This is a genomic window from Chloroflexus sp. MS-CIW-1, from assembly GCF_030444705.1.
In the GTDB taxonomy this organism is placed as follows: domain Bacteria; phylum Chloroflexota; class Chloroflexia; order Chloroflexales; family Chloroflexaceae; genus Chloroflexus.
In genome coordinates, this window is record NZ_JAUBWR010000001.1 from 369,327 (window position 1) to 383,788 (window position 14,462).

Below are 14,462 nucleotides of genomic sequence, written 5' to 3' on the forward strand. Positions count from 1 at the left end.
CATGGGTTTGCAAATGCCATTCCCGAAAGCAGTATTTCTCTTCTCCTCTCCCCAGTGTGAGAGCAAAAAAGTGAGAACAAATCCTGTCTGCAAACGAAGAGCCGGGCTATTGCTATCACCGGCTGCCAGAAACACATGGGGGGTCTATGCAGCCAACAACACCTTCGTTTCAACCCTACCCTCCGATCACTATCAAACTGATCGGGTTGGGCGGATGTGGCGGAAATCTGGTCAGTACGTTGAAGCTCCAAACCGACCGGGTCGATCTGATCGTTGCAAATACCGATCACCAAGACCTGACCGGTCGCACGAATGTGCCCACGCGCATTTTGCTGGGGCCACAGTGTACTGCCGGTAAAGGAGCTGGTGGGCGGCCGGAAGTCGGCGCAGCGGCAACGGTAGAAAGTGAGCCGGCGCTGGCAAAGGTGTTGAGCGGCGCCGATCTGGTTGTGATCGTTGCTGGCATGGGTGGAGGTACCGGTACCGGTGCTGCGCCGGTTGTTGCCCGTCTTGCCCGCCAGCTCGGTGCGCTCACCCTGGCCTTTGTCACGATGCCATTCTACGTTGAAAAGGGTCAGCGTAGTCGAACCGCTGAACAGGGATTAACGGCACTAACCAGCGAAGCTGATGCCGTCGTGGTTGTCTCCAACCAGAAAATTCTCAATGTTGTCGATCCGCGCACGACGCTATCCGTTGCACTAACCTACAGCAACACCATCCTGGGCGCCGCGATCAGTGGCGTTGTTGATCAACTCTCATTACCGTCACTGATGCAACTCGATTTTTCGCATATACGGCAAACGCTCAGTAATGCCGGACAAACGATGCTCGGTATTGGTAGCGCCTCGGGGAGCGATGCCGCACAACGTGCGATGCACCATGCTCTTAAATGTGATCTCCTGGAAGGGAATTTGTTGAAGGCGCGCCGGGTCTTTGTGTCGATTATTGGTGGGAGTCAGCTTGGTCTGATCGATGTCCAGCAAGCGATCGAGCAGATTCATCGCACGATCAACAACGAGATTGATCCAGTCATCGGGGTTGTAACTTCGCCCCACCCTGCCCATCGTGATCGTGTGCGGGTGACGCTGATTGCCAGCGAGGTTGAGTCGTTTCGCCAACCGTTACGCTCAGTACGCCCGGCAAACATCGTATCTGCATCGAACCATTTGTACCCTGACGATCTACCACCCTTTTTGAAATTACACCATCGAGGTAGCCTATGATACTTCACCTCTGCACCAATGATCCACTCGTTACGCTAGTGTACGATCTGTTTGGCGCGAATGCCGTGCGGGTACCTGATGCTCGCATCCGTCCGTTATCGGTCGTCGTTCATCGGAATGGACGAAGTATCTTTCGTGGTTCATTGTTACCGCTACTGACCGATTCCAGTCCACTGAGTGTCCAACCTGCCGTGTCACAGCTCATTGATGTCAGTGGGCGGCGCTCGCGGCGAGTCAGTCTTGATCTCGGCATCCATATCCTACGCGGATTCCTCTACGGCTTTGGGGCGCCGACCGCCAACCTGTCTATCTCGCTCCAGGGTGTGTCTACCGTTGCGTTTTCGTTCCCAACGGCAATGCGGGTTGCCTACGATGTCAATGCGTTGGGCTGGGCATTAGCTGGCCGGGCCATTGATCGCACCAATCCGGCAGCAGCCATTCTCTTCGAGCAAACGCCGTATGAATTGTTGTTGATCGATTCCGTCCTGACCAGTCGCCATATCACGATTACCCTCAGCGGTACGAAGGGGCAGCGCCTGAACGTTGATATCGATGCGTTACGCCAGATGATCAGCGATCTCGGCGGTCAGATTGGTATCAGCGGCGACTCTGAGCTTGAGATGACACTTGCCAGCCCACACGATCTGACCTTTGCCTTTTCGTGTGTCCGTCTCTTCTTCGATGATGAGGGATTTATCACGACGATGCCACCCGACCTGAACCGTCGGGTATTAGGGAGCACCCACGGAACGATGGTGCGTTATAGCCCCGACCGGGTACTCCTCAGCGAACAACCGGGATTGCTGATGTGGGATCGTGTGGAAGGAGAGCAACGCAGGCCGGCTATTGCCACACCACCGGCGAACGTCTATGAATGAAGCGATCTGATGGGGCAGGTTTCTCACCTGCCCCGCCAACACCAGAATGATCTTAGCCGTTTGTCAGCTCACGCAGTACCGTGAGAAAAACATCTACTTCTTCAGCGGTGTTATAGTGAACCAGCCCTACCCGCACCATACCACCGCTCGACTCTACCCCTAAACGTTCACTTAAACTCAGGGCGTAGTAATTTCCATCCCACACGAAGATTCCCCGCTCGGCCAGGGCAGTAGCCACTGCTCGTGGTGACAGATGAGCCAGGCGGAATGAGACGGTGGGGGTGCGCCAGGCAAAACGTTCCGGCTCACGAATGCCGTAGAAGGTCAGACCAGGGATCGCAAGCATCCCCTCAATTAACTGCACAGCTAGCGTTCGCTCGTAGGCTGCAATCTGCTGCATTGCCGTGGTCAAGGCAGCACGACGATCAGGTGCTGGCTGCCCCAGGCTAGCCAGATAATCGATAGCCGCGATCACACCGGCCAGACCTTCGTGATTTTGCGTGCCGGTCATCCAACGCTCGGGAACTGTATCGGCAGCCGGACGAACTTTGTATGGCTGGAAGCGTTGCAGATGCTCTCGTTTGCCGTAGATCACCCCTACATGCGGGCCAAAGAATTTGTACACGCTACAGGCCAAAAAGTCGCAATCCAGTGCCTTAACATCGATCAAGCCATGGGGCGCATAGTGAACGGCATCGACAAATACCAGTGCCCCTACCTGATGCGCCCACTCCACAATCCGGGGAATGTCATTGATCGTTCCCACTGCATTCGATGCGTAGCCAACTGCAACCAGACGGGTACGTGGGCCGATCAAGGCCGCTAGATTGTCCATGTCAAGGGTACAATCTTCGGTGTCGATGTCTACCTCGCGAATCACCACACCGCGTTCACTCAGTGCCCGCCACGGAGCAACGTTAGCGTCGTGATCAAGGCGCGTCACAATAATTTCATCACCGGCCTGCAACTCACGACCAATCGCCCGACTCAGCGCAAAGGTAAGCGAGGTCATATTTTGGCCGAAGAAGACTTCATCGGGAGCGCAGCCCAGCAGGTCTGCCATCGCAGCATGGGCACCGGCGATCACTGCATCAGTTCGTTGACTGGTAATAAACACACCGTGCGTATTGGCATTGCTGTGTGTCAGGTAATCGGCAATCGCCGTGATAACCGATTGGGGTACCTGTGTCCCACCAGGGCCATCGAAGAACACGGCTGGCCGACCGGCAACTTCCTGCGCTAACGCCGGAAAGAGGGGACGGATCGTCATGGGGTTGAATGGCTGCATAATAGTCTCCCTTATCAGAAACGAATCTGCTCATTTAGAAACGATGAAGATCATCTTTGCTGATGTGCTCTTGCAACTTGTATCTGATCATGCGCGAGCACTATCCAGGGATCGGTCTCGAAACGAAAGCGCGTCCAATCGCTGGTAGGTTGGATATCGGGTTGTACCCCTCGGCCCTCAAGATCACTGCCATCGTTGAGCCGAAACACCTCTTGGGCAACCCACAGACGGGCGCCACCGGTAATCTCGTAAGCGTAGATCGTTTCGGTATTACCGGCAGAAGGTTGTCCAATTACTATTGCCCCAATCTCTTGCTGGAGCACCGCCGCAAGCAGCTCGGCATACGAGGCGGTGTTCCGATCAATCAACACCACCACCGGTAATCCACGCAAATCGGGATCAGATAAGGAGACAACCAGCGGCGTAGCCCCCTTACGACTGATAAAGGCGCCTACTTCACCGGTCACAAAATGGCCAAGTAATCCACTCAGCACATCACGCCACCCTCCTGGATTACTGCGCAGATCGAGAATCACCCCTTGCAGCGGTCGTTCGGCGACAAGCCGACGCAGTGCCTCGGCGACCTGTTCGTGCATCGTATTGACCCACAGCGTGCTGATACCGATGTACGCCACATCGTTGGTCAACCGCCGCACGAATGGCTCAATCCGTCCTTCTACCTGCTCGCGTACCAATTCCAATTCACGCGAACCACCTTCGGGCCGTACGACAAGCAAATGCACACGACTACCCACCGGCCCTTCGATAGACCCTAGTGTAAAGGTTCGACCATCAATGGCAACAATGCGGTCACGCGGTTGCAGGCCAGCCCGTTCTGCCGGACTGTTCGGAAAGACGTGTTGAATCAGGAGACCATCGCTCAGACGTAACGTACTTACGCCGATCCCGACCTGCTCCTCTCTCCCGCTGGTCAAGCGATCTTCGGCGACGACAGCCTGTGGCGGTACAAAACGAGAGTGATCATCACGTAGGAGGGCAACCATCGCGCCGATCACGGCAAAAAACGAGGCATCATCCTCGGCAACCAATGCTCGTGCTCCATACTCAACTCGTGCTTGCGCCCAATCCACACCGTTGAAGGTCGGATCAAGATAATGCTCATTGATCGTCGTCCAAACCTCGGTAAAAATCTGCTGACGCAGCGTTGCATCGAGCGGCAGTTGCAACGTCGGCGTGAGCGCCATCTCAGGCACAGGCGATGCTGTCACAGGAGATGTTGCTTCTGGCGTATCATCTGCCGGTACCGACGAACAGCCAACCAGCACGACCACTAACAGCCACAGAAAGGTATAGCGCAGGCAAGTCTGTATGCGCATGTTCAACACTTGACTCTGCTGCGAAAGCGAGTGGACAGATCTGCGCTGTACACCTCGCACAACATGGACGAACCAGCGGGTGAAAAGAGCAGGCTACTACAGAGCGTACAGATTATACCGCATTCACAGCACATAGTTCTTGAAAGAGCATCTATTCCTCTAATGCAAAAGCCGCAGCCAACACCTCACCGGCCAGGCGAGCAGCAACACCGCTCCCCTCGCCACCCTGTTCGATTACAACTGCCACTGCGTAACGCGGTGTGTCAATCGGGCCAAGGGCAATAAACCAGGCATGTGGCGGCGCACCAGGCAAATGTTCAGCCGTTCCCGATTTACCACCAACCGGTTGATTCACAAATTGCGAAATACTACGACCAAAACCATACCGGGCAACAGCCGCCATGTACGAACGCATCAAGCGTGCAGTCTGACCCGACATCACGCGCCGAATACTGGTCGGACCAGCCTGCCAGATCGTACTCCCATCGGGGCGCGTTACCCGCTGCACAAGGTAGGGTTGCATCATCACCCCATCATTACCGATAGCAGCGGCGACTAACGCCATCTGGAGTGGGGACACCAGCAACTGTCCTTGACCATAACCGGTATCGGCTAACGCACGCGGCTGCCGCAAAAAATCAGCCTGTACACTGAGAAGGCTCGGTTCTGAAGGTAAATCGCGCAGCGGACGAAAACCGGCTGGCAGGCGATTGGGCAAGAAAATATTAAAGCGCTGCGCCACCTCGGCCAACCGATCAGCGCCAAGCCGGACCGCATATTGAGCAAAGGCCGTGTTGCAAGAGAAAGCGTACACTCGTTCTAACGTGGCCGGTTCACCAATTTGAGCGCCTAAATTATCAACTGCATTCACAATTGGCGGTGCGTCGGGTTGGGGATAATATTCATTGGGACAGGAAATCTGGTCAGGCTGACTCTGAAGCCAGTATTCGAGTACGGCCACTGCCGTCACCGTTTTGAACGTTGAACCGGGCGGATAACGCCCCTGCGTCGCTCGATTGAGCAGAGGCTGACCAGCATCATCGCGATTCAACGCAGCCCAATAATCACTGACCCGTTGACGTTCAGCCGTCAGATCGGAAGCAGCAGGGTTCACCACAAGTTGACTTGGATCAAACCCGGGCCGACTTACAAGGGCCAAAATAGCACCACTCCGAGGATCGAGGACGACAACCGCACCCCGCCGATCACCAAGTAATGCTGCTACCCGTGCCTGAAGTTCAGCATCGAGCGTCAACGTCAAGTCATTACCACGTTGGGTTTCACCTGTCCACTCACTGAGGAGCAACTGCCATTCATTGCCCCGCTCACCCGAAAGATACTCGTTGTAGACAGCTTCAAGGCCGCTCTGACCGTAACGCGGACTAAAGAAACCGAGAATATGTCCAAATGCCGTCATATCATACTGATCGGCAAGTGGGTAGACTCGACGGGCGATACCGTTAATCAAAACACTCTCGGTCAAGATACGACCTCGCCGATCAAGGATCGTGCCCCGCAAAACACGCTGTGTTGCCAACACAGGCCGCACATTGCTGGTTGTACTACCATCGACACTCACGACGACATGATTACTGATCGCACTAGCCTGCACAAATTGCTGGCGAAGCAACTGTAGGCTCAACATTAAAAAGCCAATCATAATCACTGTGCCTACCCGCGAAACTGTACGGGCAAGATCACTCGTCGGAGTTGATGTATCCAGCCAACTCAACAGTACTACACCAGCCAGTGGGCCACCGATCCAGAGCAACAACAACCAGAGCGGCTCTTGCTCAACCGGCAGCAAGATACCGTAGCCCAACAAACCCAGCACAACCGCAAGCAGCGGTATTGCCAGGAAACGGCGCCATTTCATGCGCACAAACTCCTCTGCTCAACTGCCACAACAACGAGGCTCGGTGATATGATAACGCACATTTACGAATCAAGGGGAAGTGTCACACGCACGATCAGTCCACCCCGTTCGCCTTCAAAGACGGCCAGTTGCCCATCAAGTTCAGCGACCCGGTAACGGAGAGCACGGAGAGCATGCAGGTGTGGTCGTTCGTAAGTACCATCGAGCAACCCAACACCATCATCCTGTATCTGGAGTGTCGCAGCTTGATCGTCGACTCGTAACCAGACCTCACACGACGAGGCATGGGCGTGGCGGCGCACATTCGACAATGCTTCCTGCGCAGCACGGATCAGCACCATTTGCTGGGCAACGGTTAGTCGCTGTGTTGTGCCTTCGATTCGACATTCTACCTGCAACCCCCCGCGCTGGCGTTCAACATCGACCAACTGACTGATCGCTAATTGCAGATCAGGTCGGAGCGATACCGTTGAAGCCAGGCCGGTCGTCGTGCGATTACCGGTGCTGGTGAAGCTCGGTGGGTACCACTCAGTTGACCGACCAACCGTCTCACCTGAGGTCAGAGATGATCGTGAGGGATTAGCGGGTGGTGAAGCAGAGCGCGGGAAATGCTCACCAGTATATTTGAGCCGATCAGGTGGTGGTTGGCACCAGACCGCCAACGCTGCCCAAACCAGCGCAAAGATCACCGGTAAGACGATCCGTATCATAAAGGACCATCCATCGGCTACCCCATTGTAACCAATGACAAAGAGAATACCACCGCCAACACCACCGATCAGCGCTCCACGCCACCCGAAGATCAAGGCTGGTGCGATCAGGCTACCCAGAGCGTGGGGACCAAAAGGCAAAAAGTCGTGGCCGCTCAGTATCAAAACCAGCCAGCCCAGCAGCACATCACCTGCCAACAAGACAGGCCGCCGCTGCATCAATTGCAGGTAGTGCTGGGCCTGCCGGGTAATGAATAGCACCACCAGCAGCGTTATCAGCAACAGACTGGCGTTCAATGGCCAGCTATCGGCAGCACGTCCAGGTAAGGTAAGCGCGATACCGGCGATCAACCACGCCAGCCAGCGATACCCGATAAACAAATGGACGGGATGTAGACGCTGCCGCCATGTATCAATAAGGTGTCGCACCCGCATTCTCCCGGCGGCGGCCGGAAAGAGAGGGTCGCCGCGATAAACCCTGGGTGTTTTTAGTTAGAGCATGAGTAAGTGTAGCAGAAAGCAGGCGGTGCGGCAAGACTGATCCTGACAATTCTAGGGCTTTTCAACGTTTTCAATGTCTGTACTGCGCAGTATGTCCGGCACCCCTCTCCTTCCGCCACCCCCTTCCTCTCACCTTGTGGAAGAGGAGTGGGGAGATGGCAGTGGTGAGAATCGGTTCCTTTCGCCACCCCGCTCAGCACATGGTGAGCACAACCAAAACCTGAAAACACTGAAAAGCTCTGCCCTCCTCTATTTTTCACGCTCCTCTTTTCTGCTACCGGATCGAAAGATAGGCAACTCCCCCGATCAGAAGCGCCCCCAGGACACCATATTCAATCAGCAATCGTCGATTCAGTTGACCAATACAGGCGTAACCGAGCAAGCCGATCACAACATACAATACCGTCACCAGCACTACTCCAGCTAGCAAGAACGTCGTTTGCCAGTAATTAAGAGCCCACATCAGTTCAGCAATACCGAGACCGGCAACAAAGGCCACGCCTACCGAAATCGGACGCTGCTGAATATTGAGCAACGCATAGACCAGCACCGCAGCGACAATCGCAACCATCGTGGCCGAGTAAAGGGTACGATAGCGCGTGTAATAAATAGCACTAAAGATGCTGAATGCGATGATGTAGCCAATTATGTGAAGAATAATCTGAGCCGGTATATGTATTTCCGGCTGCCGGTGCAGACTAAAATACTGCACAGTCAGAATCACGAAGAGCGTACCGGCAGTTAAGACAAGAGCTGCCAGAAACGCCGTTCCGCCCAACACCGGATTGAAGAGACGCCAGAAGGCGTAGGCCGCTGCAATGCTCAAACCTGGCAAGACCCAGAGGGCAGGCGTTATATTGCGTAACGGGCCAAACGAGCGCACAATCCAGTCATGCGGGTGCGGATGGCTACGACGTATCCAATCAGCACTGATCGCCGCCGATGCAATTAAAGTGCCGATCAGTACCCACGAGAGACTAATCTCCGGCAAATCACCGCCGAGTGCAAACCGGGCATTCACCGGACTACTATCGATCAAAAATACGGTTGCCAGACCGATGGCCCCGATCAAAGCCATCGTCACGATCTGTTCGTAACGCGGTTGTGGGATATACACGATGCCCCCTTTGCAAGTTGAAACTGTTTCATTTGAAACAAGATTGACATACAACCAACACCCATGATATAGTTGAAAGTAGAAGGAATTATACGGCAGATCACCGTGATCCCTGTTACATGATACCCTAACCCCTGCGCCTCTGGCGCACTAGTGAGGAGAAAGCGATGAGCATCTCCACTGATCCTACCGGATGGCCGCAGAGTGGCGAGATGACACCTGAAATAGAGGCATACACGTTATTACGTCAGGTTCACTCGATCCTCGAAACCTATAACCGCTACGATTTGCGTGGTGAAGATTTGACCGTTCCGCAGTTCATGATTTTGAATTACGCATCACGCAGCGGCGTGCCACTGAGTGAGATTAGTGCGCGTATGATGTGCGACAATTCTAATCTGACCGGCATCGTTGACCGATTAATCGCCAAGGGCTACGTCGAACGTCGACCTGATCCTAATGATCGCCGTGTCAGTCTGATTTGTCTCACTGAAGCTGGCGCCGAGAAGTTACGCAATTTACGTCCACGTCATCACGAGAAGTTGCGCAAACGGATGCGATCGCTCTCGGAACACGAAGTCTACCAACTGCGTGAACTGTTAAAGTCGTTGTACAGCAGTCTGGTCAATTCGAGCGACGATGAGCATCGTGATAAAGCGGCGGATTAATGGTCATCCCACACCCAGATAGTCACGTCCGGGCTGGTACCCCATCCCCTGAAGCCAGCTATCAATCAGGTCTCGTGCACCGTGATTCGTGACGTAGACCAGCACAAACGGGCGCGGCTGTCGGTTCAGCCAGGCTGGTGCGTATACCGGCGCTCCCCAAATGGTTTGGCCGATTTTCGCCGGATCGATATCGATCCAGGCGAAGGGAACAAAGCCACGTTCGATCAGACGGCGCACCCGCTGACGGGTCACCCGTCCGGCACCCCAGTATACCAACGGTCTTCCACTGTGCAAACGCGGATCGCGGGCCAGGAAGTCGGCCCGTAATTCATCGAACGCATCCCGTGCATACCGCGGATCGCGACGTGTCGCCCGCTCGGGATGCTCGCGCCAGGCCAGCAGATTCTGCGGGAGCTTTTGCATAAGCATACCGGCTTCGTGCATGCGCAGCCACAATTCGTAGTCTTCTGGACAAGGCTTTGTCGTATAGCCGCCCAGTTCTCGTACCGGCGCCCGGTGAAACATCACAGAAGGATGGGCAAACGGTGCTTCAACGTAGATTTCGGCGTCTACTTGTTCAGGCGTTAAAATCCGATTTTGCCAGCGGAGATATTCCCGCAATCCGGCCTTTATCACTCGTGCCGGAAAGGCTACTACCCGACTGGCGATTAACACCAGTTCGGGTTGGGACTGGAGTGCGTGATATTGGAGTTCCAGGCGAGTCGGATGCATGACATCATCAGCATCCATACGCGCAACCAGTGGTGCACGGGCCAGTTCAAGCCCCAGATTAAGAGCTGCGGCCAAACCGATACGTCCGGCCGCAATCGGCACAATCCGCGCATCACGTGCAGCGGCTGCGGCAACGATAGCGGGTGACTCATCGCTTGAACCATCGTCAATCGCTAACACCTCGTAATCGCTGAAGGTTTGCCGGGCCAGCGAACGCAGACAGGCCGGGAGGGTTGCTGCGGCGTTGTGGATGGGAAGAATGATTGAAATACGCGGTTTGTTCATGACATCAGAGCAATGACTGCCAGCACACGTATCATCCCATTGCAGATTGAGCAATCACCCGTCTAGTCGTAAGTGACAGCTCGCTATCGTGGCACTCTCTGGGCAGGCAGCCCGCATCGTCAAGCTGCAGGTGTGTGTGCGGTGGAACTTGATCTCCGATACACAGTCACCGGTCGGTATGCCGGGGGATGGGATGGCCGTATGATCGCTCTCCTTGCAAGGAGGTAGGAGCGGTAGCACCCGCCCCTACCGTTGCTGACAGATATGACAGACAGAACTGGTATCAGAGGAGCAACGATGATCCACCCTCCCCCAACGCCAGCGCTTACGATGTCTGGGTATGCCCCCTGACACTCTCTAGCAACAGCTCGGCCACATCGCGGCGCTGGAGTGTCTCGGCCCGACCGGTATTCTTGGCCGCGTCTTCAAACATCACCATACAAAACGGGCAGGCAACGGCTATCGTTTGTGGTTGGGCAGCCGTAAGCTGTTCAAGCCGCATAACATTCACATTGCGCTCGCCCCAGCGTTCGAGCCAGACATTACCACCGCCACCACCACAACACATCGCCCGCTCACGGTTACGATCCGGGGCCTCGACAAGCTCAAGCCCTGGAATGCTGGTCAGCAGCGTGCGCGGATCGTCGTAAATATCGTTGTAGCGACCAATGTAGCATGGATCGTGGTACGCTACCCGCTCTTGCACCGGAGTTTGCGGCTTGAGCCGCCCTTCACGAACCAGACGGGCCAGAAACTCGGTATGGTGCACTACTTCGTAATCAATACCGGCCCGCCCACCGAATTGGGGATATTCATTTTTGATGCTGTTGAAACAATGTGCGCAGGTGGTAACGACAGTACGGAACTTGTACTGATGCATTGTCTCAATCGCCTGCTGAGCCTGCGACTGGAAGAGCAACTCTTCTCCCATCCGACGGGCCGGATCGCCGGTACAACATTCCTCTTCGCCGAGAATCGCAAAATCTACCCCAGCCTGTTGGAGAAGTTGCACCATTGCTCGTGCGACTTTACGCGAACGTTCGTCGTAACTCGGTGCACAGCCAACCCAGTAAAGAACCTCAACCTGTTCCTTCTCGGCTAACAGCGGCACATCAAGCCCTTCCGTCCACGCAGTACGCTCACGGGCCGGTAACCGCCATGGATTACTCTGGCGTTCGATCCCTTCTAAGACGCGCTTAACACCCTGTGGTACTTCACTAGCAATCATGGTGAGATGGCGACGCATATCTACAATATCGTCTACGTGTTCAATCATCGCCGGACACTCATGAACACAGGCATTGCAAGTTGTGCATGCCCACAGCTCTTCAGCCTCGATCACAGTACCCACCAGCGGGAGTGTCTCAGCAGTAGCTCCGTTACCGTTCAATTGAGCCAGTGTGCGAACGGTTCCGTCTTTGAAGTGGATCGGATCGCCCCGCTGCAAATCGGCCATTTTGGTTATCAGATACTTAGGTGAAAGCAGCGCACCACTGGTATGCGCCGGGCAGACACTCTGACAGCGGCCACAGCGCATACAGGCGTCGAGATCCATCCGTCGCTTCCAGGTCAGATCGGCCAGTGTCGTAACTCCAAGCCGTGGTTCATCCTTTTCAATTTCGGCTTCGAGATTGGGGATAGGATCGAGTGCGCCCTTTGGCTGAAGATCGCGGAAGAACGTATTGAGCGGCGTATACAGAATATGGCGAAACTTGCTAAACGGCAACGAGGCCATAAACAGCCCGGTCGCAGCAGCGTGGGTATACCAGAGAATTGGATGAATGGTTAATGCGACCGGGCTGCCATCACCCAAGCCAATTGCCCGAAACACCGTCGCCAAAGCAAACCCAACATATGCCAGCCTGGCCCAATCTTGCTCGTATACCGCCACCCCACTGATCGTTTGATTGGCAATGCGCAGTCCTTCGATCAAGAAACCGCCAATACCCAGGAAGAGCATGATACCGAGCACCCAGGCATCAGTACGCCGATTATCGAGCCGATCAGGACGTGTGCGGTAGCGTCGCCACGTTGCCCAGAGCAAACCGGCCACAAAGGCCAACCCGAGCGTATCGAGAATGAATTCGTAGCTCTTGTAGAAATCGCCGACCAGAATTTTTCCGGCCTGTTCACCCATCAATGGCACGGTAAAATCTTCTTCGACAGCAATGATGTCAGTACCGATAAACAAAGCCAGGAAGCCGAAGAAGATAAGGGCGTGCATCACTCCGGCCCGACGGTCGCGCAGCACCTTTTTCTGACCCAAACTTTGACGGGTAAACTCAAGGAGACGGTTCAGCGGGTTTCCAATCCGATTTGCCGGTTTCCCTCTTCGCCAGCGTGCAATATCACGCAAGATACCCCACGCCATCACCACTGTGGTAATCAGGGCCGTCAGGTAGAGAAACGTTGAGCCGACGGTATGATCGATGTTCCAGTAGATCTCGCGGATTGCAATAATTTGCTCTTGCTCCATTCCTTTTTCTCCGCTTCAATGCAGGTACCCGGAACTTTGTTGATCTTATCATTCGTACTGCATTGCGTCAATGCGACAGGGATAGCGGAGAATGAGGTTGTGATGTTTGTAGCATATTCAGCAGTGAACGCCTGCGCAGAAACTCGTGGGTTTGATCAGGCGCTCAGCAAGGGTGTCGGCTGAAGTGGCGAGTAACGAAGCGCCGCATCAAACACCCGAGTTTTTGATGCGGTGCGACCATGGCATCTCCAGAATGGTTCGGAGAACGGTGGCGAACAACTGCCCCGACCTTCCACCTTGGCTCCTTTCCACTTCTACACGAGGCGATTGAAGGGGATGGTTGACCCCCTCACCTTCCCCCTCGCCCCTTCCGCTCCCACACGGGGTGAGGAAGGGGGACAGAGCGTGGCCAGCGCGAAAGCATGTTGGCAACCCCTCACGCCATGGTCGCACAAGTACGGCACGTAGTCAGTGAGAAAGCTGGGTTTTTGATCAGGCTTTAAGGAGCGCACCCGGCGGGCCAGCGGCCCAGCACCCGGGGGATGGTGATGCCCGTGAACGTTGTCACTCATTTACTTTCGTCTACGGCAAGACATGGTATAGTTGAACGAGAGAGCAGCGAAGGCGCTGCTCACGAGACGAGGCATCAGGGAGGTGTCTTTATGTTTGTTGGCGAACGGATGTCGCATCCCCCGATCACAGTTACCCCCGATACATCGATTCACGATGCAATGCATCTTATGCGCACCGAACACATTCGGCGTGCACCGGTTGTTTCTCATGGGCATCTAGTTGGTATCGTCTCTCTCAAAGACCTGATCAACGCCTCGCCTTCGCCAGCAACGACGCTGAGCGTTTGGGAATTGAATTACCTGTTAAGCAAGTTAACAGTTGAACGGGTAATGACCAGAGAGGTCTACACAGTTACTGTCGATACGCCTATCGAAGAGGCAGCGCGCATTATGGCCGACCGCCGGATCGGTGGTTTGCCGGTGATGAAAGGAAATGAGCTAGTTGGCATTATTACCGAAACCGATCTCTTCAAAGTCTTTCTTGAGCTGATGGGGGCCCGTTCACCTGGTATCCGGGCGACGGTGACGATGGCTGATGAACCGGGTGCCCTAGCCAGGCTGACTGCGGCAATTGCTAACAGTGGCGGGAATATCATAGCCCTTGGTACCTTTGCCGGAGAAACAGCGACGATGTCGGAAGTTACTTTTAAGGTAAGTGGAATGACGATTGATCAGGTGCGCGAAGTGATCACACCGGTGGTTGCGAAAGTTGTTGATGTGCGCGAGAGCCATCCGTAAGCCCTCACCCTATCGTGAGGAGAGAGGAGGAGTTAGCTTTTCGCAGTTGGATAGGCTCCAG

The 14,462-nt window shown here is 54.9% G+C and carries 11 protein-coding genes; 4 read left to right on the forward strand and 7 right to left on the reverse strand.

Features of this window, described 5'->3' with window-relative positions:
- Nucleotides 1–146: 146 nt before the first annotated feature.
- Nucleotides 147–1,223, forward strand: coding sequence for a cell division protein FtsZ (locus tag QTO31_RS01445; RefSeq protein WP_301427870.1), 1,077 nt, complete (start codon nucleotides 147–149; stop codon nucleotides 1,221–1,223).
- On the forward strand, nucleotides 1,220–2,101 hold the full coding sequence (locus QTO31_RS01450) for a hypothetical protein (protein ID WP_301427871.1): 882 nt from the start codon (nucleotides 1,220–1,222) through the stop codon (nucleotides 2,099–2,101). Before QTO31_RS01445 ends, QTO31_RS01450 begins: the two co-directional genes overlap by 4 nt.
- A gap of 52 nt (nucleotides 2,102–2,153) precedes the next feature.
- On the opposite strand, the gene QTO31_RS01455 is transcribed toward QTO31_RS01450, so the two are convergent.
- The 5 genes from QTO31_RS01455 to QTO31_RS01475 form a co-directional block, all read right to left on the reverse strand.
- Nucleotides 2,154–3,389 (reverse strand): cysteine desulfurase-like protein, encoded by a 1,236-nt coding sequence (locus QTO31_RS01455; protein WP_301427872.1) that lies wholly within the window; start codon nucleotides 3,387–3,389, stop codon nucleotides 2,154–2,156.
- A 50-nt stretch (nucleotides 3,390–3,439) separates the two neighbouring features.
- Nucleotides 3,440–4,726: a S41 family peptidase gene (locus QTO31_RS01460; RefSeq protein ID WP_301427873.1), complete on the reverse strand. Its 1,287-nt coding sequence runs from the start codon at nucleotides 4,724–4,726 to the stop codon at nucleotides 3,440–3,442.
- 151 nt (nucleotides 4,727–4,877) lie between these two features.
- Nucleotides 4,878–6,602: a peptidoglycan D,D-transpeptidase FtsI family protein gene (locus tag QTO31_RS01465; protein ID WP_031460538.1), complete on the reverse strand. Its 1,725-nt coding sequence runs from the start codon at nucleotides 6,600–6,602 to the stop codon at nucleotides 4,878–4,880.
- 62 nt (nucleotides 6,603–6,664) lie between these two features.
- The gene (locus QTO31_RS01470) at nucleotides 6,665–7,741 is read right to left on the reverse strand and encodes a sensor histidine kinase (RefSeq protein ID WP_031460537.1); all 1,077 of its coding nucleotides are present in this window, start codon (nucleotides 7,739–7,741) and stop codon (nucleotides 6,665–6,667) included.
- Between the two features lie 346 nt (nucleotides 7,742–8,087).
- Nucleotides 8,088–8,930 (reverse strand): hypothetical protein, encoded by an 843-nt coding sequence (locus tag QTO31_RS01475; RefSeq protein WP_031460536.1) that lies wholly within the window; start codon nucleotides 8,928–8,930, stop codon nucleotides 8,088–8,090.
- Between the two features lie 167 nt (nucleotides 8,931–9,097).
- Here QTO31_RS01475 and QTO31_RS01480 point away from each other — a divergent pair, with 167 nt between their 5' ends.
- Nucleotides 9,098–9,598 carry a MarR family winged helix-turn-helix transcriptional regulator gene (locus QTO31_RS01480; RefSeq protein ID WP_031460535.1) on the forward strand — a complete coding sequence of 167 codons (501 nt, stop codon included), beginning with the start codon at nucleotides 9,098–9,100 and terminating at the stop codon, nucleotides 9,596–9,598.
- Between the two features lie 3 nt (nucleotides 9,599–9,601).
- Here the strand turns inward: QTO31_RS01480 and QTO31_RS01485 are convergent, their stop codons facing one another.
- The gene (locus tag QTO31_RS01485; protein WP_031460534.1) at nucleotides 9,602–10,615 is read right to left on the reverse strand and encodes a glycosyltransferase family 2 protein; all 1,014 of its coding nucleotides are present in this window, start codon (nucleotides 10,613–10,615) and stop codon (nucleotides 9,602–9,604) included.
- Between the two features lie 325 nt (nucleotides 10,616–10,940).
- Nucleotides 10,941–13,091, reverse strand: coding sequence for a heterodisulfide reductase-related iron-sulfur binding cluster (locus tag QTO31_RS01490; RefSeq protein WP_301427874.1), 2,151 nt, complete (start codon nucleotides 13,089–13,091; stop codon nucleotides 10,941–10,943).
- Between the two features lie 662 nt (nucleotides 13,092–13,753).
- Between QTO31_RS01490 and QTO31_RS01495 the strand changes: the two genes are divergently transcribed.
- A complete protein-coding gene (locus QTO31_RS01495; RefSeq protein ID WP_031460532.1) occupies nucleotides 13,754–14,401 on the forward strand; it encodes a CBS domain-containing protein in 648 nt (215 codons plus the stop codon).
- The last annotated feature ends 61 nt before the right edge of the window (nucleotides 14,402–14,462 follow it).

What these genes read in the sequence shown, in the direction of transcription:
- QTO31_RS01445 (WP_301427870.1), top strand. Translation starts at nt 147, where the DNA reads ATGCAGCCAACAACACCTTCGTTTCAACCCTACCCTCCGATCACTATC.
- QTO31_RS01450 (WP_301427871.1), top strand. Translation starts at nt 1,220, where the DNA reads ATGATACTTCACCTCTGCACCAATGATCCACTCGTTACGCTAGTGTAC.
- QTO31_RS01455 (WP_301427872.1), bottom strand. Translation starts at nt 3,389, where the DNA reads ATGCAGCCATTCAACCCCATGACGATCCGTCCCCTCTTTCCGGCGTTA.
- QTO31_RS01460 (WP_301427873.1), bottom strand. Translation starts at nt 4,726, where the DNA reads ATGCGCATACAGACTTGCCTGCGCTATACCTTTCTGTGGCTGTTAGTG.
- QTO31_RS01465 (WP_031460538.1), bottom strand. Translation starts at nt 6,602, where the DNA reads ATGAAATGGCGCCGTTTCCTGGCAATACCGCTGCTTGCGGTTGTGCTG.
- QTO31_RS01480 (WP_031460535.1), top strand. Translation starts at nt 9,098, where the DNA reads ATGAGCATCTCCACTGATCCTACCGGATGGCCGCAGAGTGGCGAGATG.
- QTO31_RS01485 (WP_031460534.1), bottom strand. Translation starts at nt 10,615, where the DNA reads ATGAACAAACCGCGTATTTCAATCATTCTTCCCATCCACAACGCCGCA.
- QTO31_RS01490 (WP_301427874.1), bottom strand. Translation starts at nt 13,091, where the DNA reads ATGGAGCAAGAGCAAATTATTGCAATCCGCGAGATCTACTGGAACATC.
- QTO31_RS01495 (WP_031460532.1), top strand. Translation starts at nt 13,754, where the DNA reads ATGTTTGTTGGCGAACGGATGTCGCATCCCCCGATCACAGTTACCCCC.